Source organism: Spongisporangium articulatum (assembly GCF_044465595.1).
In the GTDB taxonomy this organism is placed as follows: Bacteria; Actinomycetota; Actinomycetes; order Actinomycetales; family Kineosporiaceae; genus Spongisporangium; species Spongisporangium articulatum.
Window position 1 is genome coordinate 354,167 of sequence record NZ_JBITLV010000001.1, and the last position, 24,799, is coordinate 378,965.

The following is a 24,799-nucleotide window of genomic DNA, read 5'->3' on the forward strand; positions in this document are numbered from 1 at the left end:
AGAACTTCGGCGATCAGCGCGTCGGGACCTCCGGACCCCGGCCGGGTTCGTCGTCCCCCGGCAGCAGGTGAGCCAGCGGGTCGCCGAGCTCGGCCACCCGGTCGAGCACCTCGTAGAACTGCAGCTGGCGTAGGCCGCCCGCCTCCAACTCCGCCCAGGTCCGCGGGGCCGCCACCGTCGGCAGCTCGCGGCCCCGGGGGGAGAACGGGCAGATCGTGGTCTTGGCGCCGTTGTTCTGCGACCAGTCCAGGAACACCTTGCCGTGCCGCAACGTCTTGGTCATCCGGCTGACCACCAGCCTGGGCAGCCGCTTCTCGAGTTCCGCCGCGACCCGGTGCACGTACCCGCTGACCACCTCGGAGCCCTGCGTCCCGGCGATCGCCGCGTACAGCTGCATGCCCTTTCCCCCGCTGGTCACCGGTAACGGTTCCAGGCCGTCGTCGGCCAGCAGGTCACGGACGGCGAACGCCGCCTCCGTGCACTCCTCCAGCCCGGCCGGCGGCCCCGGGTCGAGGTCGATCACCAGCAGGTCGGGGTCGCGGGCCACGTCGTCCGGCCCGACCCGCCACTGCGGGACGTGCAGTTCCAGCGCGGCCAGGTTCGCGGCCCACACGAGCGAGGCGACGTCGTCCAGGAACGGGAAGTCGATCGTCTCGCGGTTCTTCGTGCTGCCCGGCACCGGCAGGGTGACCCGGCGCAGCCACGCGGGCGCCCCGCGCGGGGTGTTCTTCTCGAAGAAGACCGTCTCGGCCTCGACGCCGTCGGGCCAGCGCTTCCGCGTCACCGGGCGGTTGCGCAGGTGGGGCAGGATCAGGTCGGCGACCCCGGTCAGGTAGTGCAGCAGCTCGCCCTTGGTGGTGTCTGTGGCCGGGTAGAGGACCTTGTCGAGGTTGCGCAGGGTGATCCGGTGCCCGTCCACCTCCACCCGCTGGTCCACGTCGCTCAGGCTGCCACACCTGCGATGATGCGCCGCGTGACCCACACGGACGTGACCCTCCAGACCGCCCGCCGCTGCTGGGGGATGACCGAACCCGTGCACGTGGTCGTCTACCTGACGCCGAAGCCGTGGGAGGCGCTGTCCGGCCTCGGCCTGGAGGGACCCGGTGTCTACGTGGCGTCCCGGTCGGCCCCGCTCGGGCCGGTGCCCGCCGAGACCGTGGAGGCGCTGTTCTACGTGTTCGCGCCGCGCCTGATCCGGGCCGCGGTCCCGGGCGCCTGGGACGTCACGACGCCCCAGAAGGTGATCACGACGCGGTATTCCGCGGTGTCGGAGGTGCTGCGCGGCGCGGTCGGCGACCTGGACGTCACCGAGCTGGCCGGGCTGGCCCGCACCGCCACCGAAGCGCTCACGGCCCCCGGCCGCCCCCTCTACGCCGCCCACGCCTCGCTGCCGTGGCCGGACGACCCCCTGATGCAGCTGTGGCACGCGGCCGTCCTGCTGCGCGAGCACCGCGGCGACGCGCACATGACCGCCCTGCTGCACGGCGGCTTCGACCCGGTCGAGGCGCTGATCACCGACGGCGTGGTGAGCGGCAACTGGACGTTCGGGAAGAACACCCGCGGGTGGACGGACGACGAGTGGCAGGCCGGGCTGGACCGGATGCAGTCCCGCGGCTGGCTGGTCCCGGACGCCGAGCGCCCCGGCCGCTGGCTGCTCACCGACCTGGGCCGCGAGAAGAAGCAGTGGGTCGAGACCGCCACCGACGCGGCCAGTCTCGAGGGGTGGGGCCGGCTGGGCGAGGACGGGTGCGCCCGCTACCTGGAGTTGATCCGGCCGGTCCGGGCGGCGATCCGGGACACCGGCACCCTGCCGGGCTGGATCTTCGGCCGGTAGCCGGCGCTACTCGATCCGCAGGTCGCCGGGGTCCAGGTCCGTCCGGATCCCCCGGTAGACCGGCTGCCGCAACCGGCCGTCCTCGGTGCGGCCCAGGTACCGGACCTCGACCACCACCTCGGGGCGTACCCAGTGGGTGCCGCGCGCGTCCTCCCGCGGGACGTCGTCCGCGAACGGGTGCACCTCGACGGCCAGGGGCGTCAGGAGGTCGCGCAGCGCGGTCTGCGCGGCACCCGCGGCCAGGCCCGAGCCGACCCGGCCCGCGAAGGCCAGGCTCCCGTCGTCCCTCGGCACGGCGAGCAGCAGCGCGCCGATCCGGTTGCGGTCCCCGGTCTCCGGTCGCCAGCCGGCCACCAGGCAGGCCTGGAGGTGCTTGAAGGGCAGTTTCAGCCAGTCGGGGCTGCGGGTACCGGGCCGGTAGCGGCTGGTCCGGCGCTTGGCGACCACCCCCTCGAGCCCGTGCTCGCGGGCCGCGGCGGTCAGAGCCGGCAGGTCGTCGTGCACCGGGGAGAGCTGCCAGGCGCCGCCGGCGTCGAGCCGTTCCAGCGTGTCCCGGCGCTCCTGCCAGGGGCGGGGCATCAGGTCGACGCCGTACATCCGCAGCGCGTCGAAGACGATCAGGGACGCCGGGGCGCGGGCCGCCAGCGCCGCCGCCTTCCGGGCGTCGCGCACGCTGAACCGCTCGGCCAGCGCGGCGAAGCTGGGCACCCCCTCGGCCAGGACGACGACCTCGCCGTCGAGCAGGAGGTCGGGGTGGGCCCGGGCCAGCCCGGCGAGTTCCGGGAAGGCGATGGTGACGTCACGCTCCGTTCGGCTGAACAGGTGAACGGCACCCTCGTGGATGTCGGCGAGGATGCGCATCCCATCCCATTTGACCTCGTAGGCCCAGGTGGCGGGATCGTCCGGGAGCCCCTGGTCGGGGTCCGCCGGTGTCGCAAGCATCGGTCGCACCCGGTAATGGTGACCCACCGTTAGCCCTACCGTCGCCTACCAGGCAGTAGCGAAGGACTGACGAAACGGGCTTCCCGTGACTAAGCTCACGGCTCATGGTCCACACCGAGCACGCACCGTCGCCCCTCGCCCAGGCCGGGCGCGCCGCGTGGGCCGCTCTCGAGCCGCTGCACAACTACATGTACTTCGTGCCCTATGCGGCCCAGCTCTACGCGACGGAGGGGGTCACCGACCCCCGGGACGCCTACTTCGCCGCCCGGGCGAGCGTTGTGGGCCACCTGGGCCCGACGCCGGTGACCGCCATGTTCTACAACTTCGCGCCGGCCTCGGTGAGCCGATCGATCCCACGGGTCTGGACGCTCATCTCTCCGGAGCGGGCCCGCGAGGTGCGCGCCCAGGCCGTCGAGGAGGCCCTAACCGAGGTGCTGGGCGAGTCCGCGGACTCCCCGCAGCTGCACGAGGCCCTGGCGCTGGCCCGCCGGGCGGCCGAGGCGGCCACCGAGCACGCGCAGGGGCGCCCGCTGTTCTCCGCGCACGCCGAACTCCCCTGGCCCGAGTCGCCGCACGCCCAGCTGTGGCACGCCCAGACGCTGCTGCGCGAGTTCCGCGGCGACGGGCACACGGCGACCCTGCTGCACAGCGGGGTCAGCGGCCTGGAGGCGCTGGTCCTCTACACGGCCACCGAGAAGGTCGACGGCGACCAGCTGCGGTTGACCCGCGGCGTCAACCGGAACGACTGGGACGCCTGCGTGGCCTCCCTGGTCGACCAGGGACTGCTCGAACCGGACACCCGGTGGGACGTCACGCCGGCGGGCGCCGCCCTGCGGAAGAAGATCGAGGACACCACCGACGTGCTGGCGGAGGTCGCCTACGCACCCCTCGGGGTGGCCGGCGCCCAGCGCCTGGCCGAACTGTCCACCGCGCTCAACAAGCCGGTCGTGGAGGCCGATGTGATCCCCTGGCTGCGCAAGCGGCCGATCGTCACCCGGCGGTCGCGGGTCCGCGGCCGCACGGTGTCACTCGGCGGCAACCTGGAGTCGCGCAGCGCCGTCTGAGCGGGCCATGCTTGCCTGAGACGACGGATCACGAGGACGAGCACGGTTCCACCGGGAGGCTGCGATGCCGGCGATGCGGGCGATCTGGAAGGGCGCGGTGTCCTTCGGGCTCGTCAACGTGCCCGTGCGGCTGTTCTCGGCCACGCAGGAGCACGACATCCGGTTCCACATGGTGCACCGGGCCGACGGCGGCCGGATCAAGATGAAGCGCACCTGCAGCCTGGACGGCGAGGAGATCAGCTACGACCAGATCGCCAAGGGCTACGAGTCCGAGGACGGCCGCCTCGTGGTGCTGACCGACGAGGACTTCGAGAACCTGCCCCTGGCCAGCGGGCACGAGATCGACGTCGTCGAGTTCGTCCCGTCGGAGCAGGTCGACCCGATCTGGCTCGGCCGCACCTACTACCTGGAGCCCGAGAACCGGGCCGCCAAGCCGTACTCCCTGCTGCGTGAGGCCCTCGCCTCGACCGACCGGGTCGCCGTCGTGAAGGTCGCGCTGCGGCAGCGGGAGTCGCTGGCCGTGCTGCGGGTGCGCGACAAGGTCATCGTGCTGCAGACGCTGCTGTGGCCCGACGAGGTGCGCCCGGCCGAGTTCCCGATCCTCGAGGAGGACGTCGAGCTGCGCCCGCAGGAGCTGCGGATGGCCGAGTCGCTGGTCGAGAGCATGGCCGCCGACTTCGACCCGGACGACTTCGAGGACCGCTACGCCGTGGCCGTGCGCGAGCTGGTCGAGGCCAAGCTCGAGGGCGCGGAGCCGGCCCCCGTCGAGGTCGAGGAGGCCGACACCGGCGAGGTCGTCGACCTGCTCTCGGCGCTGCAGGCCAGCGTCGACCGGGCCCGCGCCAACCGCGGCGAGGAAGCCCCCGCGAAGAAGGCCCCGGCGAAGAAGGCCGCAGCGAAGAAGACGGCGAAGAAGGCGGCGACGAAGGCGGCGACGAAGACCACCGCCAAGAAGACGGCGGCCAAGAAGTCCGCCTAACCCTCATACTCCCGTTGGCCACCGCCCAACGGGTCGCGGACGCCCCTTAACGGTGGACAACGGGAGCATCAGCGGTTGTCCACAGGGGCTCGACGCCCAGTTGGTCGATTTCAGCCATCCTGGCCGGCATGTCGAACGGTCCACCCCGTACTCGATCGGAGCATCTGCGCGATCCGCGGCTGCCATCCGTGTTCAGTCGTGCGGAGGCGCGTGAGGCGGGCATGTCCGATCGCCAGATCGACCGGCGACTCGCCGCCGGCGTGTGGAAGCGATTGCGCCGGGGTTGTTTCGAGCTCAACGCCGCGCCCGCGTCATCCGAACCTGCTCGCGCGCAAGATGACTCGGCCAAAGCCTCACTCGTCGCCACGGCCATGGCCTTGAAGGACCGCGAGGTCGCGGTAAGCCATCAGAGCGCCGCCCTGCTCTACGGCCTGCCCAACCCTCTAGGTGGCCGTCCCACGCCCACCTTCACCGGCGGCGACGGACCGGTTCGCCTGCGGACGGGCGCACATGTGCTGGTCGCCCCGTTGCCGGCCGTGGATCGGACGACGACAGCGGACGGTTTCGCGATCACGACCCCGGAACGCACGGTCGCCGATTGCCTGCGCGTGTCACCCCCGGCCGACGGTCTGGCGATTGCGGACGCCGCGCTGCGTCGTGGGATTCGACGCGAAGGACTTCTTCAAGTCCTGGACCGTCAGAAGGGTTGGCCGGGAATCGTTCTCGCCCGGAGACTGGCGCAGCTGGCCGATCCTCGGCGGGAGACACCACTCGAATCCTGGTCAGCCTGGACCTTCGACCAGGGCGCCGTGCCCAGACCGATCTGGCAGGCGGAGATCTACGGCTGGGACGGCGAGTTCTGCGGGCGGGTCGACTGCTGGTGGCAGGCCGGCCTGGTCGGTGAGGCCGACGGGCGCGCCAAGTACCTGTTGGCCGCCGCCGAACGAGGTGGGGCCGATGCGAAACGCCTGGGCCAGGTGTTGGACCTGGAACGCCGACGCGAGCAGAAGATCCGGTGGACGCGGGCGGACGTGGTCCGGTGGGGGCCCTGGCAGGTCCGAGGACACGCCTCGGGCGAACTCGCCAGCGAGGTGATCGGCCGGCTGGCGGAAGCCTCCCTGGCCCGACGCTTCCGCGGAACGATCGTCGTCCCGCCGCTCCCGCTCCCGCAAACCACGGTTAAGGCCGGTCCCTTGCTGCTCAAGCGGTAGCCGGCGGGAGTATGAGCGTTAGAGGAGCGAGTGCCGGACCACCGTCTGGTCGCGGGCCGGGCCCACGCCGATCGCGCTGATCCGGGCGCCCGAGATCTCCTCCAGGGCCAACACGTACGACTGGGCGTTCTTCGGCAGGTCGTCGAACCCGCGCACCCCCGAGAGGTCCTCGGTCCAGCCGTCGAAGTACTCGTACACCGGGCGCGCATGGTGGAAACCGGTCTGCGTCAAGGGCATCTCGTCGACCCGCTCGCCGTCGACCTCGTAGGCCACGCACACCGGGATGCGCTCGATGCCGGTCAGCACGTCGAGCTTGGTCAGCACGAAGTCGGTCACGCCGTTGATGCGGGCGGCGTAGCGGGCCACGGGTGCGTCGTACCAGCCGCAGCGGCGCGGACGGCCCGTGGTCGTGCCGAACTCACCCCCCACGGAGCGCAGCCGGTCGCCCCACTCGTCGTGCAGCTCGGTCGGGAACGGGCCCTCGCCGACCCGGGTCGCGTACGCCTTGACGACCGCGACGACGCGGTCGATGCGGGTCGGCGGCACCCCGGAGCCGGTGCAGGCGCCACCGGCCGTCGCGTTCGACGACGTGACGAACGGGTAGGTGCCGTGGTCGACGTCCAACAGGGTGGCCTGGCCACCCTCGAACAACACCGTCTCGCCGCGGTCGAGCGCGCGGCCCAGCTCCAGTGCCACGTCGGCCACCATGGGCCGCAGCCGCTCCGCGTGGGCCAGCAGCTCGTCGACGACCTCGTCGACCGTGCTGGCCCGGCGGTTGTACACCTTCACCAGCAGCTGGTTCTTCTGCTCCAGCGCGCCTTCGACCTTCTGCCGCAGGATGTTCTCGTCGAACAGGTCCTGGACGCGGATGCCGACCCGGTTCATCTTGTCCGCGTAGGTCGGGCCGATGCCGCGCCCCGTCGTGCCGATCCGGCGCGACCCCAGGAACCGCTCGATCACCCGGTCGAGCGTGCGGTTGTACGGGGCCACGACGTGCGCGTTGGCGCTGACCAGCAGCTTCGAGCAGTCGATCCCGCGGGCGGTGAGCCCGTCGATCTCCTGGAACAGGACCGACAGGTCGACCACGACGCCGTTGCCGATGACCGGGGTGCAGCCGGGCGTGAGGATGCCCGAGGGCAACAGGTGGAGGGCGTACTTCTCACCGTCGACCACGACGGTGTGCCCGGCGTTGTTGCCGCCGTTGTACTTGACGACGTACTCGACGTCCTTGCCCAGGGCGTCGGTCGCCTTGCCCTTGCCCTCGTCGCCCCACTGGGCACCGACCAGCACGATCGCGGGCATGCGTGTGCCACCTGCTTTCCCGACGATCCGATGACGTGCGAGAGCCAGCCTACCTGGCCAGATGCTCGACGAGCGCCGCGCCCAGCGAGTTCCCCGACATCCAGGCCTGCTCCACCCGGGAGCGCGGGCCCCAGGCGTCCCCGCACACCCCGACGGCCAGCCCGGCGCCCGTGGCGGCCAGCGCGAACGGCTTCGCATGGGGGTGCCGGGCCGAGGCCAGCGACCACCGGTGCACGCGCGTCCACTCCGGTTCGGGCATCGGTCCCGCCCCCAGCACGCCCGGCAGCGCGGCGAGCATCTGTCGCCCCGCCGCCTCGACGTCGTCCAGGTGCGCGGCCGCGAAGTCAGCCGTGCTGTGCACGACCAGGACCGGCGCCGAGTCACCGCGGCTGCGCCCGTCGTCCGACACCCAGGCCAGGCTCGGCGAGCCGTCGACGAACGCCCCGTCGAAGGCCGGCCACCAGCGCTCCCGCCACGCACCCCAGGCGGCGAGCACCGGCGTCCAGCCCTGCTCGGCCACGCCCAGTTCCGTGGCCAGCTCGGCGGGCAGCAGCCGGGCGGCCTGCGGGTCGGGCATGGCCAGGACGACGGCCGCGGCGTCCCCGAGATCCGGCGGAGCGTCGCCGACGTGCGGGACGCCGTCCGTCCCGAGCGTCACCGCGCCCACCTCGACCCGCAGCCGGACGTCGAGCCCGCGGGCCAGGTCGTCGACCAGGATCCGCTGCCCGTACGGCGAGGACCACCGGTCGGGGCTGGTGGTCGAGCCGATCCGCCCGTCGGGGCTGCACAGGATGAAGGTGTCGGTCCACGGCCGGGCCAGGCCGCGACGCCGCCACGACTCGACCACCTCGCCGAAGTCGTTCTCGCGCACCGTGAAGTACGGCGCGCCGACGTCGACCGGGTGCGACCCGGAGGTCAGGTGCTCGGTGCGCACCGCCATCCGACCACCCAGCCGGTGGCTGCGTTCGAGGACGACCACCCGGTGCCCCGCGTCGTGCAGCCGCCGCGCACACGCGACCCCGGAGATCCCGCCCCCGACGACGATGACGGCCTTCCCGGCCGCTGTGCCCACCATGCCCTCAGGCCTCGGTGGGCGGCACCGCCCAGACCTCGATCTTCTGCTCCGCCGCGGCCACCGGGTCGCAGTCGGTCACGAAGGCCGCGATGCGCCGCACCTCGACCTCCTCACCGATGCCCGCCGCCGCCCGGCCGAGCGCCGCGAGCGCCCGCAGGAACCCGCGGTTCGGCTCGTGCGACCACGGCACCGGGCCCTGACCGCGCCAGCCGGCCCGGCGTAGCGCGTCCAGACCCCGGTGGTACCCGGTACGCGCGTAGGCGTACCCCTCGACCGTGCGCCCGGCGTCCAGCGCGGCCTCGGCGAGCACCGCCCACGGTAGGCAGGCGGCCGGGTCGGTGGCGACGACCTGCTCGGGCGGGGTCCCGGACTCCAGAGCCTGGCGGACGACGGCGTCGTCCGGCAGCAGGGTCGGGGCCGGCCCGAGCAGGTTCTCCGGCGGCGTCATCGGGCGGCCGTCACTTGATCGCGGTGCCGGCGCTGCGCAGCTGCTGGCACGCCTCGACGACGCGGGCGGCCAGGCCGGCCTCCGCCTTCTTGCCCCAGGCGCGCGGGTCGTAGGCCTTCTTGTTGCCGACCTCACCGTCGATCTTCAGCACGCCGTCGTAGTTGGTGAACATGTGGTCGACGACCGGCCGGGTGAAGGCGTACTGGGTGTCGGTGTCGATGTTCATCTTGATCACGCCGAAGTCGACCGCCGCCGAGATCTCCTCGGGCAACGAGCCGGACCCGCCGTGGAAGACCAGGTCGAACGGCTTGTCCTGGCCGTACTGGGCACCGACCGCGTCCTGGATCTCCTTGAGGATCTCGGGGCGCAGCTTCACGTTGCCGGGCTTGTAGACGCCGTGCACGTTGCCGAAGGTGAGAGCCGTCATGTACCGGCCCTTCTCGCCGACGCCGAGCGCCGCGGCGGTCTTCAGGCCGTCCTCGACCGTCGTGTAGAGCTGGTCGTTGATCTCGTTCGCGACGCCGTCCTCCTCGCCACCCACGACGCCGATCTCGACCTCGAGGATGATCTTGGCGGCCGCGGCGCGGGCCAGCAGTTCCTGGGCGATCTCGAGGTTCTCGTCGAGCGGGACCGCCGAGCCGTCCCACATGTGGGACTGGAACAGCGGGTTCTCGCCGCGCGCGACCCGCTCCTCGGAGATGGCCAGCAGCGGCCGGACGAAGCCGTCGAGCTTGTCCTTCGGGCAGTGGTCGGTGTGCAGGGCGATGTTGATGCCGTAGTTCTTGGCCACCTCGTGCGCGTAGGCGGCCAGCGCCACCGCACCGGTGACCATGTTCTTCACGGTCGGCCCGGACAGGTACTCGCCACCACCGGTGGAGACCTGCACGATGCCGTCGCTGCCGGCCTCGGCGAAGCCCTGGATCGCGGCGTTCAGGGTCTGCGACGACGTGACGTTGATCGCCGGGTAGGCGAACGACCCCGCCTTGGCGCGGTCGATCATCTCGGCGTAGACCTCGGGCGTTGCGATCGGCATGGCTCTTCTCCTGGGGCGCGGACCGGTCCTCGCAGGCTCCTTACCCGGAACCTGCGAGGCCGATCCTTGCACGTCCGGATGCTGTACGTACCTCCGGACAGGTGTGACTCAGCAGCCCAGGGCGTCCCGGTAGGCGGACTCGACCGTCGGGCCGTCCGGGCCTCCGTACAGGACGTGGCTGCCGTTCACCGCGTCGGCCAGCTCCCAGAGCACCTCGGGGTAGTCGCCGTCGGGGTTCATCTTCAGCAGCACGGACCAGTCGTGGCTGCTCGCCAGCGCCTGCGCGGCCTGCTTCCGCTCGGCCTTGTCGCCGTCCCGGCCGGCGTCGATCCAGTCCTTGATCCATCCGCAGGCGACCTGACCGGCCACGTGGGCGCCGAACTGGTAGTAGTCGCGGTCGTAGCCCTCGGCCAGCTTCTTCGCGGTCAGCCCCTTCGGCAGGGGCACGCCGATCAGCATCTGCTGCGCGGTCTCGACCTCCGCGCCCGGGGTGACGAAGTCGTCGGGCAACTGCTTCTCCCACGTCGTCCGGTCGGCATACTTCAGCGCGGCGAGGATGTCGAGGGCGTCGGCCCGGCTCGCCCCTTCGACGTCGATGTACATGAACAGGCCCTGGACGGGCGGCAGGATCAGCTCGTACCGCTCGTTCTCCCCGTAGGTGTAGAGCGGCCCCTCCTGGCCGAGCGCGCTCGCCGTGGACGTCTCCATGTCGCCGGCCTCGCGGTCGTCGACGTAGCCCTGGTGGTCCTTGGCCGGGCCGCGGTTGATCTCCACGGACTGGGACCCCTTGGCGTACCGGGTGTCCTGGTAGCCGTTGCTCTCGCTGCGCATCGTGGTCCGCCACCCGGGTAGGTCGACGACGACGTAGTCACCCCCGAGCTCACCGGCCCCCGGGACGACGCTCGCCGGCTGGTCGCGGCCGGCCCACCAGGTGGGCACGGCGACCGCGGCCACTACCGCGGCGGCGGCGGCCAGCACGACGAGCGTCCGCCGGCGACGACCCACCACGGCGGTAACCACCTGCTCGGTGTCGAATTCCGTTTCAGCCAGGTCGTTCTCGGTGGCCGGCAACTTCATGATCCCCTCCATCAACTGGTGCTCGACCATCCGGAGGTCGCCGAGATCATCCGTCGCCTGACGGGGCTGCGCGGCGCGCAACAGAGCGTCGAGCCGGTCGTCGTTCATGAGACCTCCTTCGGGTCTCGCAGGTGCGTGACGGAGCGTTCATGTCCGGTCGGGGGGGCTCCGTTACCGGTTGCGGGAGAATCGAGTTCGGCGCGCAGTCGGGCGCGCGCCCGGGACAGTCGGGTGCGTACGACCCCCGGCTCGAGACCGAGCACCGCCGCGATCTCGCGGGGCTCGAGTTCTTCCCAGGCGCTGAGCGTGAGCAACTCGCGGTCGTCGTCCGACAGCCGCGCCAGCGCCGTCCGGACCTCCAGGACCCCGACCGCCTCGGCCGGGTCGCCCGCCCGGGCCGCGCTCGCGGCCCGGTGCTCGAGGGCCTGCCGGAGCCGGTCGGCCAGCCGTTCGCGGCGGGCCTCACCGCGGGCCCGGTTGGCCAGCACGTTGCGCGCGACGCCGTACAGCCACAGCCGGGCCTCGTTCCCCGGGGGGACGTCGCCGATCCGCCGCCAGGCGGTCAGGAACACCTCGGCGACGACGTCGGCCGCATCCTCCGGCGACGGCACCCTGCGCAGGGCGTACCGCAGGAGCGGCTCGACGTCCGCCGTGTACAACCGCCGGAACTCCTCGGCCGGCGACTCCCCTCCTGGCCCGCTCACGTCACCCCCATGTCCGGCCTCCCGCGCATCGTTACACCCCTCCCTTCGTCGTGATCATGCAGAAACGCCCCCTGGCGCACGACGACCGAGGGGCGTCAGACCTCGGAGGGGCGTTTCTGCATGATCACGACCGGAGCGGGGGCTGTCCGGACCAGGCGTCCTGCGGGCCGCGTGCCAGGCTGGGGGTCATGAGCACGCGCGAGATCCGTTGCTGGCTGACCGACATGGACGGCGTCCTGGTGCACGAGGGCCAAGCGCTGCCCGGGGCCGCCGAGTTCCTGGCCCGGCTGAAGGAGAAGGGCCGACCGTTCCTGGTCCTGACCAACAACTCGATCTTCACGGCGCGCGACCTGCGGGCCCGGCTCGCGTCGTCCGGGCTGGACATCCCGGAGGAGGCGATCTGGACGTCGGCCCTGGCCACCGCCCAGTTCCTGGCCGACCAGACGGACGAGCAGGCCACCGGGACGGCCTACGCGATCGGCGAGGCCGGGCTGACCACGGCCCTGCACGAGGTCGGGTACGTGCTGAGCGACACCAACCCGGACTTCGTGGTGCTCGGCGAGACCCGGACCTACTCGTTCGAGGCCATCACCAAGGCGATCCGGCTGATCGAGGGCGGCGCCCGGTTCATCGCCACCAACCCCGACCCGACCGGCCCCTCGGCCGAGGGCCCGCTGCCCGCGTGCGGGGCGGTCGCGGCCCTGATCGAACGGGCCACCGGCCGGGAGCCGTACTTCGTGGGGAAGCCGAACCCGATGATGTTCCGGTCCGCGCTGAACAAGATCGACGCGCACTCCGAGACGACCGCGATGATCGGCGACCGGATGGACACCGACGTCGTGGCCGGGATCGAGGCCGGGTTGGAGACCTACCTGGTGCTGACCGGAGTGATGACCCGCGCGGGCATCGGCCGGTACCCGTTCCGCCCCTCGCACGTGGTCGACTCGATCGCCGACCTCGTCGAACTCGTCTAGAGGAGCTGGTCTTTCGCTGCCGCCGCGACGGCGGCCGCGACCAGGTCGAGCGCCGGGGTGCGCAGCTTGGGCTGCTGCCAGTACAGCGGGACGTCGATCGCGGCCTGCTCGTCGAGCCGCACCAGGGCGCCGGGCACGGTGTCCTGCAGATCGGGCAGCATGCCCCAGCCGAGGCCCAGTCGCAGAGCCTCGGCGAAGTCCCACGAGCCGGGGACGTAGTGCTCGGGCGGCGTCGCGGCTGGGCCGGAAACCGAACGTAGATAACGGTTCTGGAGATCATCCTTGCGGTCGAAGTGGACGACGGGCGCCCGGGCCAACGAGGGGGCGTCCACCCCGTCGGGGAACCAACGGGCGACGAACGCGGGCGCGGCCCGGGGGCGGTAACGCATCCGGCCGAGCAGGGTGCTGGTGCAGCCGGGAACGGGTTCGGCCTGCGAGGTGACGGCGGCCGTGGCCGTCCCGTCGCGCAGCAGCTGGGCGCTGTGCGCCTGGTCCTCCCGGCGCAGCTCGAGCAGGACCCGATCGCCGAGGGCGGCCAGCGCCGGGAGCATCCAGGTGGCCAGCGAGTCCGCGTTGGCGACCACCACCAGGGGCACGGCCAGCGGGCCGGCGCCGGTGTCGGCGGCCAGCCCGGCGGCGGTGTCGGCGATCAGCACGTCGAGCTCGCGGGCCAGGCGGAGGACGGCGGCGCCCGACTCGGTGACCCGGGCCGGCTTGGTCCGCAGCAACAACACCCGGCCCACGGCCGTCTCGAGCGCCTTGATCCGCTGGCTGACCGCCGAAGGGGTGACCCGCAGCGAACGGGCCGCGGCGTCGAACGTGCCCTCGTCGACCACCGCGGCCAGGGCCCGGAGCTGGTCGAGCTGCAGATCCATGTTCAGAAATGCTAATGGTTCTTCACAATCATTAGCTGGACTGCTCGTCCCGCATGGCTGGATGGTGGCGGCCATGGAACTCTCGTCAGCCACGGCCGGGTTCGGCCTCGGTGCCTCGCTGATCCTGGCCATCGGCGCCCAGAACGCCTACGTCCTGCGCCAGGGCCTGCGCCGCGAGCACGTGCTGACCGTGGTGGGGATCTGCGCGGCCAGCGATGCCTTGCTGATCGCACTGGGTATCGCGGGGATGGGCGCGTTGGTCACGTCGCTGCCGGGGTTGATGACGGCCATCCGGTGGGTCGGCGCGGCCTTCCTGACCGGCTACGGGCTGCTGGCCCTGCGTCGCGCCGTCCGCCCGGACGCCCTGGTCGCGGACGACGCGGCGCACGGCAGCGCGTGGGCGGCGGTCGCGGGCACGACGGTGGCCCTGACCTGGCTCAACCCGCACGTGTACCTCGACACCGTCGTCCTGCTCGGATCGGTGGCCCGCTCGCACGGCGACCCGTTCGCGTTCGGGGTCGGCGCGGCGTGCGCCAGCCTGGTCTGGTTCACCGGGCTGGGTTTCGGCGCCCGCCTACTGCGCCCGCTGTTCGCCCGGCCCGCCGCGTGGCGGGTGCTCGACGTCGTGGTGGCCGCTGTGATGCTCACCCTCGCGGTGGGTCTGCTGGTGTGAGCCCGGTGGCCGGGTTCCCTCCGCCCGGCCACCGGGAGCCTTCACTCCCCCAGCCGGCGGACCGGCACCAGCCGCGACCGCACGGTGACGAACCCGAGAACCACAGCCAGCAGGGGAATTCCGAGGCCGAGGGCGGCGGCCTGGTCCCAGGGGATCCGTAACCGCCACAGGTCCGGGTCCTGCCAGTTAGCGTTGGCGGTCGCCTGGAGCCGGACCAGCACCCACGCGCCGGCCGTCCCGGAGACCAGCCCGAGCAGCGCCCCGGGGACGGTGATCGCGGAGGCCTGCGCCGCCCCGAGCCGCCGGCGGGTCGCCGGAGCCGCCCCGACCGAGGCCAGAGTGCCCAGGTCGGCACGGCTCTCGGCGGCCGCGAGGCCGACCGCGGTGAACGTCCCGATCAGGGCCACCAGGGCCGCGGCCGCCACGATGCAGAGGTAGATCCAAGCGTCCGGGGCCCGGTACCCCCGCTCGACGCCGACGTAACTGTCGGGATCGAACTGCTCCACGACGAACCGCACCCGCCCCGCCTGCGCGGGCGTGATCGGCTCGCGGGCGGTGACCGCCAGACCGGTCGGTTCCAGCCGGACGCCCAGTCGGTGCGCGACGGCCGTGGGCACCAGCGCGGCCTGCAACGGGTCACGGGCCCGCACCAGGACGGCGGGCACGTCGACCCGACGGCCGCCCTGGGCGTACTCGTCCTGCCCGACGGTGAGCGCCGCGCGCCCGTTGTGGACGTAGGCGGCGTCGAAGGCCACCACCCGCCCGGCGGCCAGGGCGGCCTGCACGGCGCCGGACCGGTCGGGCACGAGAACCGGGGCCGCCGACGGGTCCACGACCACCGGCTCGTACCCACCGATGCCGCACCCCAGCAGCGTCGCGGGCCGGTCCGGCCCCGAGCACTCCCCCCAGATTCCCAGATCACCGTCCGTCGGCCGGCTCTGCACGGCCGTGGCGGCGCCTGGCAACACCTCGCCGACGACCTTCTGCACCCGCTGCACACTCGCCGCCCGCTCGGCGTCCGTACGCCCGGGCGAGGTGATGCCGACGGACATCGAGCCGACCGGGATGCTCGAGGTGAAGGTGGCGTGGGACACCTCGGCGGAACTGTGGGCGAACACCAGGGCCGTCATCCCGCCGGCCACCGCGGCCAACACGGCGGCGAGCGCCGGGGCCGTACGCGACCGCTGCCGAGCGGCGTCGCGGAAGGCGAAGCGGGCGACGAACGACGCGCGGGCGGCGGCCCGCGCGGCCAGGCCGACGACGGCCGAGGAACCCAGCACCAGGCCGACCTCGGCCAGACCCAGACCGAGGACGGCCGTGAACTGCTGCCCCCACCCGGCGCCCGCCCAGGCCACCGAGAGACCACCGGCTACCAGGACGATTCCGAGCAACGGCACCCGTAGCCGCGGCGCGGTCATCGGACGCCGTCCGGTGAGCGCGGCGGTCACGTCGAGGCGCCCGACCCGCCGGGCCGGGAGCAGGGCGGCGAGCGTGGCCGTCCCGGTCCCGACCAGGACCAGGCCGAGCAGGTCGAGCGGGTGCACGTCGAGGCGGGGGATCGGCAGCTCGTACACGGCCCGCAGCACCGGGATCAGAGCGGCCGCCACCGCGACCCCGAGCGTCGCCGCCAGCGCGGAGGAGACCAGACCGACGACGGCGCTGCCGCACAGCACCACGGCGCGCAGGTGCCGGGGTTGCCCCCCGGAGGCCGCCACGATGGCCAGGGCCCGCTCGTTGCGCCTGGTCCCGACCGCGATGGCCGGACCGGCCATGAGCGCTATCTGGAGCAGCACCAAGCCCACGACCACCGCGGTGGTCCCGACGACCTCCCCGTCGACGATCGTGGGGTCGTGGAAATCGGCCGCCGCGGGCGGACGAGCCACCACGGCCCGACTCAGCACCGCGCCGCCGAAGGCGTTGATCTGCTGTACCTGCGCCCAGGTGACCGGCGTCGGACCGGTCACGAACCAGTTCAGGTCGACGGGCACATCGCCTTCCCGGTCGGCCGCGAAGGTCGAGCGCGGCAGCGTCGACCCGGGACGCGCCACGACCTCGGCCACCCCCAGCTCGGGCAGGCCACCGACCGTGCCCACGACCGTGACGACGCGATTGCCACCCGAGGCGTCGGGCACAGTCAACCGGTCACCGATCGACACGTGCTCCTGTCGGGCCAGCCACCGGGAGACCACCACCTCATCGTCCGTGGTCGGCGCCCGGCCGGTCAGCTGCTCGAGCGGACTGGCAGAACCCATTGCTGCGTAGTCGAACTCGGATACCTCGGCCATGAGTGTCCGGTCGCCCAGGCTGACGCGGGAGTCGCCCCACGCGCGGGCCCTCAGATGCAGCGCGGAACCGGGCAGGACTGCGGCCAGGCGGCGCTGGAACTCGTCGATGTCGAGCGTCCGGTCGTCGGAGGTCGAGCCGGAGGACGTCAGGTCGAAGTTCTGCTCGACGGGCCCTCCGTACGGCGAGGCCTCGACCAGAGCCTGGGCGCCCGGCCCGAGCTGCAGCGCGACCCGGTCCTGAGGGTCGGCCTGACCGGAGCGCAACAACACCCCCACCGTGGAGGCGGCGAGCACCGGCAGCGCCACCATCAGCGCGATCAGGGTGCTGCGCCCCTTGTTCCGCCAGGCGTCCCGGCGAGCGATCCGCAGCGCGGCCCGCCACGCCGTCCAGCGGGCCCTCATCGCTCGACCACCGCGCCGTCGCGCAGGAACACGACGCGGTCGGCCCAGGCGGCGTGCTGCGCGTCGTGCGTGACCATCAGCGCCGCGGCGCCCGAATCCACCCGGGCCCGAAGCAGTTTCATGATGGACTCGCCGGTGATCGAGTCGAGCGCCCCGGTCGGCTCGTCGGCCAGCACCAGGCGGCGGGGGCCGACCAGGGCCCGGGCGATGGCGACCCGCTGCTGCTGACCGCCGGACAGCTCGTCCGGGAACCGGTCGGCGACGTCGGACAGGTCGACGTCGGCCAACGCGGCCTCCGCCTCCCGCCGGGCCTGCCGGACCCGGACGCCGTCGAGTTCCCGCGGCAGCATGACGTTCTCGACCGCGGTCAGCGCCGGCACCAGGTTCAGGTCCTGGAACACGTAACCGACGCTGCGCCGCCGCAGGGCGGCGCGGGCCTTCACCGAGAGCCCGCTGAGGCTCACGCCGTCCAGCAGCACCTCCCCCTCGGTCGGGGTGTCGAGCCCCCCGGCCAGGTGCAGCAGGGTCGACTTGCCGGAGCCGGACGGCCCCATCACGGCGACCAGTTCGCCCGGCGCGACGCTCAGGTCGACCCCGCGCAGCGCGTGCACCGGGACGGGGCCGTCGGCGTTGTGCACCCGCCCGGCCGCCACCATGCTCAGCAATGGACCGCTCATCGTCTGGGTGCCCCCGTCGTGGTCGTGGCGAGCCGTTGCTCGCAGTGGTCGAGCCAACGGATCTCCGCTTCCGCGGAGAAGATCAGGTTGTCGAGCACGAGCAGCCGGGCCAGCTCGCCGTCGCGAGGCGGGTCGGCGAGGGCGGCCTTCTCCCGGGTCCAGGCCTGGAGCGCGGTCAGCACCTCGGAGCGCTGCACCTGGATCACGGCGGCGACGTCGACGCCGGGCGCGGTCAGGGCGAGCGCGAGCTTGATGGCCATCTCGTCGCGGGCCGGGGTCGACCGGTCCACCGGCGTGCGCCACCACCGGGTGACCTCGTCGCGCCCGGCATCGGTGACCCGGTAGACCACCGACCCGTCGTCCCTCTTGCCGACCTCGACCGCCAACCCGTCGCGGACCAGCCGGTTCAGGGTCGTGTAGACCTGCCCGATGTTGACCGGCCAGGTGCCGGCCGTGCGGGCCTCGAAGTCCTGCCGCAGCTGGTAGCCATGACGGTCGCCCTCGACGAGCAGGGTGAGCAGGCTCTGCCGGATCGACACGCTCCCACCCCTTACATACTCGGTATGCTCGGCGAGCAAGCTATACCGGGTATGCAGCGCTTGGCAAGTAGTGATCGTCTACTGATAACTGATATGTTCTCTCAGTGAATGGTTGGGAGCTGCGCGAGCGCCGACGCGCTGCCGGGCTCACTGCTGCCCAGGTGGCACGCGCCGCAGGGACGGCCGAGACGAATGTCGCCGCCTACGAGCGCGGGATCAAGAGGCCTTCGAGTCGCACCCTGTCCCGCCTGGTCGCCGTCATCGACAGCACTGCCGCAGGCGAGGTGCACGCCCATGACCTGCTCACCGTCCCGGCGGCGGCGGCGGCGATTCGCCGCGGACTCCGGGCGACCTGGAGCACTGCCGATCTGCTGAGACTCGTCCGGCAGATGCGCTCCGACTTCGGTCAGACGACGACCATGGCGGATCGGAGCGCCTTCCTCGCCGAACCGTCGACGACCGGTGATCAGCGCTGGGATGCCATGCTCGCCGGCAACGCCGAGGACCTGGCGCTTAGCGCGGGCCTGACCCCGCCGGGCTGGACCGCCGGCCATGGCCTGCCCACCTTCTGGTTCGTCGGGTCGACGCCGAGCCTCGGGGCCTACGCCTTCGCGCGTTCACCCTTCTCACTCCAGATCCGGGGCGTGATGGTCGACCCCGGTGACCTGGAGGCGGTGTGAGCGACCCACTCATCGGTGCCGACCGGATCCGCTCGCTGCTCGTCGAACTCGGTGAGCGACTCGACGCCCGCGGCCTGGAGGCGCGCCTCTTCCTCGTCGGCGGCGCCGCGATGGCGCTCGCCTACAGCCGTGATCGCGTGACCCGCGACCTGGACGCGGTCTTCGAGCCCAAGCGCGAGATCTACGACGAGGCCGAGCGCATGGCGCAAGAGCACCGCCTGCCGGACAACTGGCTGAACGACGCCGTCAAAGGCCTTCTGCCACCCAACGTTCCACCCACCGAGGGCAGCGCGAGCTTCGGTACCCGCGGCCTGCACGTCGGAGTGGCCTCAGCGGAGTACCTGTTCGTCATGAAGGCGGTCGCCGCCCGGCACGAGACCGACGGCGCCGATCTCCAACTGCTGGCCGACGTCCTAGGCATCACCTCGACGGAGGCCGCCCTCGACCTGGTCGAGAGGTACTACGGCAGCGCTCGCGTACCGCCCAAGACCCAGATCCTCCTGGAGGACCTGCTCGGCGGCTGAGGCCCGGCGACGGCGTCGGTCAGGCGTGGGCCCGGACCCAGGCGTGCATCGCGATCGCCGCCGCGGCCCCGGCGTTGATCGAACGGGTCGAGCCGAACTGGGCGATCGACAGCACCACCGAGCACGCCTGGCGGACCGGCTCCGACAGACCCGGCCCCTCCTGACCGAAGACCATCACGCACTCGCGGGGCAGGTCGTAGGTCTCCAACGGCAGGGACCCGGGCAGGTTGTCGACGCCCACGAGCGGCACCCCGGCCGCACCCGCCCACTCGACGAGCGCGGCGGCGTCCGGGTGGTGCTGCACGTGGAGGTAGCGGTCGGTGACCATCGCGCCCCGCCGGTTCCACCGGCGGCGGCCGACCACGTGGACGCCGGCCACGTTGAAGGCGTTGGCCGTGCGCACCACCGACCCGATGTTCAGGTCGTGCTCCCAGTTCTCGATCGCCACGTGCAACGGGTGCCGACGCGTGTCGAGATCGGCGACGATCGCCTCCACCCGCCAGTACCGGTACCGGTCGACGACGTTGCGCCGGTCGCCCTCGCGCAGCAGGTCCGGGTCGTAGCGGGGGTCGTCGGGCCAGGGGCCCGGCCACGGGCCGACGCCGACCACCGGCTCCACCCGGGTGCCCCCTTTCACACGACTCTCATACTTCTCGCAGGAAGGGCAGCCTAGGCTGGCCCTCGTGCTGACCTCGACGCTGGCCTCCGCCGCGCCCCTGGCCCTCGGCCCCGAATGGCTGAGCCCCGACACGATGCTCCACAACCTGGGCGGGTGGGCCCTCGCCGGCGCCGCCGCCGTGATCTTCGCGGAGTGCGGGCTGCTGCTCGGCTTCTTCCTGCCCGGCGACTCGCTGCTGTTCACCGTGGGCCTCTTCATCGGCTCGGGCGACATCACCACGCCGCTCTGGCTGGCCTGCCTGGTGCTGTTCGCGGCCGCCTTCGTGGGCAACGTGGTCGGCTACGAGATCGGCCGGTTCAGCGGGCCACGCATCTTCAACCGCGGCGACTCCCGGCTGTTCAAGCAGGAGTACGTCGACAAGACGATGGCGTTCTTCGAGAAGTACGGCGCGCGGGCCATCGTCATGGCCCGCTTCGTGCCGATCGTGCGCACGTTCATCACCGTCACCGCCGGCGTCGGCAAGATGGACCGGCGCGTCTACCTCACCTACTCGGCGATCGGCGCGGCCCTCTGGGCGGTCGGCGTCACGTTGCTCGGGCACTGGCTCGGCAAGTACGAGTTCGTGCACAAGAACATCGAGACGATGCTGATCCTCGTCGTGCTGGTCTCGGTCATCCCGATGATCGTCGAGTACTGGCGGCACCGTCGGGCCGTGGTCAGGCTCGCCAAGGAGGCCGGTGGGGACCCGGGCAAGGAGACCAAGGGCGGCGGCCGGCACGCCGCGGTGTGAGGTCGTTCGTGATCATGCAGAAAGGCCCCCTGCCCGAGCCGTGCGCCTGAGGGTGCACCAGCCGAGCAGGGGGCCTTTCTGCATGATCACGAACCGGGAGGATTGTTGCCGAAGCTGATCGTCGGGGCGGCGCGCACGGCCGGGTCGTCGGCCTCGAAGTACTCGGCGCGGGACACGTTGAACAGGCCCGCGATGATGTTCGACGGGATGGTCTCGACCTTGGTGTTCAGCTCGCGGACCGTCGCGTTGTAGTAGCGGCGGCCGTTGGCGATGCGGTCCTCCGTCTGGGACAGCTCGTTCTGCAGGGCCAGGAAGTTCTGGTTCGCCTTCAGGTCGGGGTAGGCCTCGGAGATGGCGAGCAGCCGACCCAGCGCCTGGGACAGCACGTTCTCCTGCGCGGCCTGCTCGGCCGGGCCCGCACCCGGCGCCACGGCGGCGGCCCGGGCCCGGGTGACGGCCTCGAGGGTCTCGCGCTCGTGCGAGGCGTACCCCTTGACGGTCTCGACCAGGTTCGGGATGAGGTCGTGCCGGCGGTTCAGCTCGACGTCGATCTGACGCCAGGCCTCCTGCACCAGGTTCCGGAGCTTGATCAGCCCGTTGTAGGACGTGACGACCCACAATCCGATCAGCACGACCAGGACGACGATGACGATCAACGCGATGACCACGCGCCGAACGTAGCAGCAGTTAGAACTGGGTCGGAAGGTTCAGGTCGGTCAACGAGTAGGCCCAGCGGTAGGGCAGGCCCACCGCCTCCACGGCCTCGGCCGCGCCGGTGCCGCGGTCGACGATGACGGCGACCCCCACCACCTCGGCCCCGGCCTCGCGCAACGCCTCGACGGCGGTCAGCACCGAACCGCCCGTGGTGGAGGTGTCCTCGACGGCCAGCACCCGTCGTCCGGCGACGTCGGGACCCTCGATCCGGCGCTGCAGGCCGTGCGCCTTGCCCTGCTTGCGGACGACGAAGGCGTCCAGCGAACCGCCCGACGCGTGCAGCATGGCCGCGGCCACCGGGTCGGCCCCCATGGTCAACCCGCCCACGGCGTCGAAGGACCAGTCGGCGACCAGGTCGAGCATCACGCGCCCGATCAGGGGGGCGGCCTCGCGGTGCAGTGAGACGCGGCGCAGGTCGACGTAGTAGTCGGCCTCGCGGCCACTGCTGAGGGTGACCCGCCCCGGGACGACGGCGAGCTCGCTGATCAGGCCCGACAACCGGGCCCGCGGGTCGGCTCCTGCGGAGGATCCGGCGGAGGATCCGGCGGAGGATCCGGCGGGGACTCCGTCGGAAGGGGTGCTCAGTACCTGCCCGGAGGCTGCTGCGTCGGCCACGCCTGCACCCTATCGACGTGCGGCGTGACGGTCGGCATGGCCGGTGCACCCACGGTCGGGCGGACCACCGGACGGGCGGGACCACCGGTCGGGCGGACCACCGGACGGGCGGGACCACCGGTCGGGGCCGCCGCGGGGGCGGGCGGGCGCTGGGCCACGGGCCAGCCGACCTTGCGGATCCGCTCCAGCAGTACCGGGACCTCCTCGACCGTGATCGGCCGGGAGAACAGGAAGCCCTGACCGATGCGGCAGCCCATCTCCAGCAGGATGCGCCGGGTCGCGGCGTCGCTGACCCCTTCGGCCACGACCTCCATGCCCAGGTTCGCCCCCAGGCCGAGGATCGAGGCCACGATGGCCTGGTCGCGCCCGGAACTGGACACCATCTCCACGAAGGACCGGTCGATCTTCACCTGGTCGACCGGCAGGCGGCTCAGGTAGGTCAACGACGAGTAGCCCGTCCCGAAGTCGTCGACCGACAGGTGGACGCCCATCGTGCGCAGCGCGGTCAGCACCTCCAGCGCGCGGGCCGGGTCGTCCATCACGCTGCCTTCCTTGATCTCCAGGCAGAGCAGCTCGGCCGGCACGCCGTGGCCGCGCAGGGCCCGCGCGATCTGGTCGGGCAGGGCCGAGTTGTTCAGCCAGCGGCTCTCCATGTTCACGCTGATCCGCAGCTCGGTGCCCTGTTCGGCCCAGTACCGGCAGGCGGCCAACGCGTGGTCGAGCACCCGCTGGGACAGCTGCAGCGTGAGCCCCGCGCGGTCGGCCGCGGCGAAGAACTCCTTGGGCGCGATGTCCCCCAGCACGGGGTGCCGCCAGCGGGCCAGGGCCTCCAGCGAGTGCACGTTGAGGGTGTGCAGGTCGACGATCGGCTGGACCAGGATCTCGATCTGGTCGTTCATCAGGGCCTCGCGCAGGTCCGTCGCGAGAGTCAGCACCTCGCTCGAACCGGGCGCGAACTCGGGCGAGTAGACGCGCGCGCCGCCCGCCCCGGACTTGGCCACGTACATCGCGACGTCGGCCATCCGCAACAGCTCGGCGCCCGTGCGCGCGTGCTGCGGGCCGAGTGCGATGCCGAGCGACCCGCCGACCCGCAGGCGGGTGCCGCCCAGCTCGATCGGCTCCTCGAAGCCGCCCATCACCAGATCGGCGATCTCGAGAGCGGCGGCCCGCCCGTCGACCCCGGTGGCCAGGACGGCGAACTCGTCACCACCCAGCCGGGCCACCGTGGCGCGTCCGGCCACGGCCTTCGCGAACCGCCCCGCGAGCACCTTCAGCAGCTCGTCGCCGGCCTGGTGCCCGAGGGTGTCGTTGATCGCCTTGAAGCCGTTGAAGTCGAGCACCATGACGGCGCAGGGCACCCCGGCCGCGAGGCCGGCCGCGGCCTCGTCGATCAGGGTCCGGAACCGCAGCCGGTTGGGCAGGCCGGTCAGTTCGTCGTGCCGGGCCTCGAAGTTCAGCTGCTCGATCAGCCGGCCGTTGCGCAGCGCCACGCCCGCGTGGTTGGCCACCGTCTCCAGCAGCCGCAGGTCGGGGCCGGTGAACCGGCCGTCGTCACCGACCCGGTCGCCGACCAGCAGGTGACCGGTCACCGGGCCGTCGATCCGGATGGGCACCACAGCCGCCTCGCGCAGCTTGCGGGCGATCAGGTACTCGCGCTCGGCCCGGCCGGTGCCGCGCACGACGCGGGGTTCGGGCGGCGGGAAGGGCAGCGTGCGGTGGTGGGCGCCGGGCTCGACCGGACCGTAGACCGGTTGTCCGGGCCGGACCGACCAGAGCTGGACGCCGGACTCCATGCCGGTGAGCATCACCTCGGCGTACTCGGCCCGCAGCAGCTTGGCCGACTCCTGCAGGACCGAGCGGACGACGTCCATCGACCCCTTGGTCACGGCGAGGCTGTCGGACAGCACGTAGAGCCGCTCCAGACTGGCGTGCCGCGAGGCGACCCGCGAGGACGCCCGGTAGATCAGCAGCACAACGGTCAGGAGGGCGGCGGCGGCGATCGCACCGCGGTCCCGGCCGAGGGCGTCCACCGCCCCGATGACGAGCAGCGCGCCGACCACGACGGCCGGCAGCACCTGGAGGAGGACCTGGCCGCTGTTCAGCCGGCTGGTCGACTCGTACCAGCCCTGGGTGCCGTGCAGCAGGAGGGCCTCGACGACGACGGCCAGCGCGGCGCACGCGGCGATGGTCGACATGGTGCCCAGGGCGGGGGTGGTGACCTGCCCGTCAGCGGAGAGGGCGTTGAGTGCGACGGCGGCCAGCGTGACGCCGAACAGGGCGGCAGCGGTCTGCAGCCAGGCCTTGATCAGTGGTTCGCGGCGCCAGAGCAGGGCGGGGACGGCCACCGAGACGACCCGGGCGACCAGCAGGGCCAGGGGGGCACCGGCCAGCAGGCCGATCATCACCGGCACGACGGTCAGGGTGAGGACGATCCTCGTGCGGCCCCGGCGCAGCGTCACCGGGCACGCGTCGGCGATCGCGAACAGCACCATCGGGATCAGCACGGTGGCGAGGGCCTCGACTCCCCCGCCGTGTCCGAGGGCGGCCAGCCGATCGGGGTCACCGGCGATGCCGAGGTGGGCGGCGAGCGCGGAGACGGCGGTCAACGCGGCGGACAGCGCGGAGACCTTGACGACCGCGGTCCGCTGCCAGGGGGTGACGGCGATCATCCGGTCTCACCCGCCGTCCGGGCAGCACGAAGAGCAGTCGTGACGACGGTGGTGGCGTCGCGCGGCTGCATCCCCTGGACCCTTCGCTTCGTAA

At 72.3% G+C, this 24,799-nt stretch carries 25 protein-coding genes; 9 read left to right on the plus strand and 16 right to left on the minus strand.

Features of this window, described 5'->3' with window-relative positions; genetic code table 11:
• Positions 1-13: 13 nt before the first annotated feature.
• The gene (gene ligD / locus ACIB24_RS01715) at positions 14-937 is read right to left on the minus strand and encodes a non-homologous end-joining DNA ligase (protein WP_398274232.1); all 924 of its coding nucleotides are present in this window, start codon (positions 935-937) and stop codon (positions 14-16) included.
• Between the two features lie 36 nt (positions 938-973).
• Here ligD (ACIB24_RS01715) and ACIB24_RS01720 point away from each other — a divergent pair, with 36 nt between their 5' ends.
• Positions 974-1,834, plus strand: a complete 861-nt coding sequence (locus ACIB24_RS01720; RefSeq protein ID WP_398274234.1) for an SCO6745 family protein — start codon at positions 974-976, stop codon at positions 1,832-1,834.
• A 6-nt stretch (positions 1,835-1,840) separates the two neighbouring features.
• Here ACIB24_RS01720 and ligD (ACIB24_RS01725) read toward each other — a convergent pair whose 3' ends face one another.
• Positions 1,841-2,776: a non-homologous end-joining DNA ligase gene (gene ligD / locus ACIB24_RS01725; protein ID WP_398274237.1), complete on the minus strand. Its 936-nt coding sequence runs from the start codon at positions 2,774-2,776 to the stop codon at positions 1,841-1,843.
• Positions 2,777-2,880: 104 nt separating this feature from the next.
• Here ligD (ACIB24_RS01725) and ACIB24_RS01730 point away from each other — a divergent pair, with 104 nt between their 5' ends.
• The 3 genes from ACIB24_RS01730 to ACIB24_RS01740 all read left to right on the plus strand — a co-directional run bounded on the left by ACIB24_RS01730 (position 2,881) and on the right by ACIB24_RS01740 (position 6,030).
• Positions 2,881-3,840: an SCO6745 family protein gene (locus ACIB24_RS01730; protein WP_398274240.1), complete on the plus strand. Its 960-nt coding sequence runs from the start codon at positions 2,881-2,883 to the stop codon at positions 3,838-3,840.
• A gap of 64 nt (positions 3,841-3,904) precedes the next feature.
• Positions 3,905-4,819 (plus strand): non-homologous end joining protein Ku, encoded by a 915-nt coding sequence (gene ku / locus ACIB24_RS01735; protein ID WP_398274243.1) that lies wholly within the window; start codon positions 3,905-3,907, stop codon positions 4,817-4,819.
• A 128-nt stretch (positions 4,820-4,947) separates the two neighbouring features.
• Positions 4,948-6,030 carry a type IV toxin-antitoxin system AbiEi family antitoxin domain-containing protein gene (locus ACIB24_RS01740; RefSeq protein ID WP_398274245.1) on the plus strand — a complete coding sequence of 361 codons (1,083 nt, stop codon included), beginning with the start codon at positions 4,948-4,950 and terminating at the stop codon, positions 6,028-6,030.
• Positions 6,031-6,048: 18 nt separating this feature from the next.
• On the opposite strand, the gene ACIB24_RS01745 is transcribed toward ACIB24_RS01740, so the two are convergent.
• The 6 genes from ACIB24_RS01745 to ACIB24_RS01770 form a co-directional block, all read right to left on the minus strand.
• The gene (locus ACIB24_RS01745) at positions 6,049-7,332 is read right to left on the minus strand and encodes an adenylosuccinate synthase (protein WP_398274248.1); all 1,284 of its coding nucleotides are present in this window, start codon (positions 7,330-7,332) and stop codon (positions 6,049-6,051) included.
• A gap of 49 nt (positions 7,333-7,381) precedes the next feature.
• Positions 7,382-8,407 (minus strand): NAD(P)/FAD-dependent oxidoreductase, encoded by a 1,026-nt coding sequence (locus tag ACIB24_RS01750; RefSeq protein WP_398274251.1) that lies wholly within the window; start codon positions 8,405-8,407, stop codon positions 7,382-7,384.
• Positions 8,408-8,411: 4 nt separating this feature from the next.
• Complete coding sequence (locus ACIB24_RS01755; protein WP_398274253.1) at positions 8,412-8,855, minus strand: DUF3151 domain-containing protein; 444 nt, start codon at positions 8,853-8,855, stop codon at positions 8,412-8,414.
• A 10-nt stretch (positions 8,856-8,865) separates the two neighbouring features.
• Positions 8,866-9,888 carry a class II fructose-bisphosphate aldolase gene (gene fbaA, locus ACIB24_RS01760; protein WP_398274256.1) on the minus strand — a complete coding sequence of 341 codons (1,023 nt, stop codon included), beginning with the start codon at positions 9,886-9,888 and terminating at the stop codon, positions 8,866-8,868.
• 108 nt (positions 9,889-9,996) lie between these two features.
• Entirely contained in the window at positions 9,997-11,073 is a 1,077-nt protein-coding gene (locus ACIB24_RS01765; RefSeq protein ID WP_398274259.1) for a hypothetical protein, read from the minus strand.
• Complete coding sequence (locus tag ACIB24_RS01770; protein WP_398274262.1) at positions 11,070-11,669, minus strand: RNA polymerase sigma factor; 600 nt, start codon at positions 11,667-11,669, stop codon at positions 11,070-11,072. Before ACIB24_RS01770 ends, ACIB24_RS01765 begins: the two co-directional genes overlap by 4 nt.
• 188 nt (positions 11,670-11,857) lie before the next feature.
• Here ACIB24_RS01770 and ACIB24_RS01775 point away from each other — a divergent pair, with 188 nt between their 5' ends.
• A complete protein-coding gene (locus tag ACIB24_RS01775; RefSeq protein WP_398274265.1) occupies positions 11,858-12,643 on the plus strand; it encodes an HAD-IIA family hydrolase in 786 nt (261 codons plus the stop codon).
• Here the strand turns inward: ACIB24_RS01775 and ACIB24_RS01780 are convergent.
• Positions 12,640-13,518 (minus strand): LysR family transcriptional regulator ArgP, encoded by an 879-nt coding sequence (locus ACIB24_RS01780; RefSeq protein ID WP_398274268.1) that lies wholly within the window; start codon positions 13,516-13,518, stop codon positions 12,640-12,642. The two genes, ACIB24_RS01775 and ACIB24_RS01780, sit on opposite strands and share 4 nt — an antisense overlap.
• A 73-nt stretch (positions 13,519-13,591) precedes the next feature.
• Here ACIB24_RS01780 and ACIB24_RS01785 point away from each other — a divergent pair, with 73 nt between their 5' ends.
• Positions 13,592-14,191, plus strand: coding sequence for a LysE/ArgO family amino acid transporter (locus ACIB24_RS01785; protein ID WP_398274271.1), 600 nt, complete (start codon positions 13,592-13,594; stop codon positions 14,189-14,191).
• A 41-nt stretch (positions 14,192-14,232) separates the two neighbouring features.
• Here the strand turns inward: ACIB24_RS01785 and ACIB24_RS01790 are convergent, their stop codons facing one another.
• The 3 genes from ACIB24_RS01790 to ACIB24_RS01800 are packed head-to-tail and all read right to left on the minus strand — an operon-like array spanning position 14,233 to position 18,094.
• A complete protein-coding gene (locus ACIB24_RS01790; RefSeq protein WP_398274274.1) occupies positions 14,233-16,878 on the minus strand; it encodes an FtsX-like permease family protein in 2,646 nt (881 codons plus the stop codon).
• On the minus strand, positions 16,875-17,555 hold the full coding sequence (locus ACIB24_RS01795; protein WP_398274277.1) for an ABC transporter ATP-binding protein: 681 nt from the start codon (positions 17,553-17,555) through the stop codon (positions 16,875-16,877). Before ACIB24_RS01795 ends, ACIB24_RS01790 begins: the two co-directional genes overlap by 4 nt.
• Entirely contained in the window at positions 17,552-18,094 is a 543-nt protein-coding gene (locus ACIB24_RS01800) for a PadR family transcriptional regulator (protein ID WP_398274280.1), read from the minus strand. Before ACIB24_RS01800 ends, ACIB24_RS01795 begins: the two co-directional genes overlap by 4 nt.
• 104 nt (positions 18,095-18,198) lie before the next feature.
• Here ACIB24_RS01800 and ACIB24_RS01805 point away from each other — a divergent pair, with 104 nt between their 5' ends.
• Entirely contained in the window at positions 18,199-18,774 is a 576-nt protein-coding gene (locus ACIB24_RS01805) for a helix-turn-helix domain-containing protein (RefSeq protein ID WP_398274283.1), read from the plus strand.
• Positions 18,771-19,298 carry a hypothetical protein gene (locus ACIB24_RS01810; RefSeq protein ID WP_398274286.1) on the plus strand — a complete coding sequence of 176 codons (528 nt, stop codon included), beginning with the start codon at positions 18,771-18,773 and terminating at the stop codon, positions 19,296-19,298. Before ACIB24_RS01805 ends, ACIB24_RS01810 begins: the two co-directional genes overlap by 4 nt.
• A 19-nt stretch (positions 19,299-19,317) precedes the next feature.
• Here ACIB24_RS01810 and ACIB24_RS01815 read toward each other — a convergent pair whose 3' ends face one another.
• Positions 19,318-19,917 carry a TrmH family RNA methyltransferase gene (locus ACIB24_RS01815; RefSeq protein ID WP_398274289.1) on the minus strand — a complete coding sequence of 200 codons (600 nt, stop codon included), beginning with the start codon at positions 19,915-19,917 and terminating at the stop codon, positions 19,318-19,320.
• A gap of 133 nt (positions 19,918-20,050) precedes the next feature.
• Here ACIB24_RS01815 and ACIB24_RS01820 point away from each other — a divergent pair, with 133 nt between their 5' ends.
• A complete protein-coding gene (locus ACIB24_RS01820; protein ID WP_398276697.1) occupies positions 20,051-20,707 on the plus strand; it encodes a DedA family protein in 657 nt (218 codons plus the stop codon).
• A gap of 86 nt (positions 20,708-20,793) precedes the next feature.
• On the opposite strand, the gene ACIB24_RS01825 is transcribed toward ACIB24_RS01820, so the two are convergent.
• The 3 genes from ACIB24_RS01825 to ACIB24_RS01835 form a co-directional block, all read right to left on the minus strand.
• On the minus strand, positions 20,794-21,375 hold the full coding sequence (locus tag ACIB24_RS01825) for a LemA family protein (RefSeq protein WP_398274292.1): 582 nt from the start codon (positions 21,373-21,375) through the stop codon (positions 20,794-20,796).
• 19 nt (positions 21,376-21,394) lie between these two features.
• Complete coding sequence (gene pyrE / locus ACIB24_RS01830) at positions 21,395-21,919, minus strand: orotate phosphoribosyltransferase (RefSeq protein ID WP_398276700.1); 525 nt, start codon at positions 21,917-21,919, stop codon at positions 21,395-21,397.
• Positions 21,920-22,002: 83 nt separating this feature from the next.
• Positions 22,003-24,705 (minus strand): putative bifunctional diguanylate cyclase/phosphodiesterase, encoded by a 2,703-nt coding sequence (locus ACIB24_RS01835; RefSeq protein WP_398274295.1) that lies wholly within the window; start codon positions 24,703-24,705, stop codon positions 22,003-22,005.
• Between the last annotated feature and the right edge of the window lie 94 nt (positions 24,706-24,799).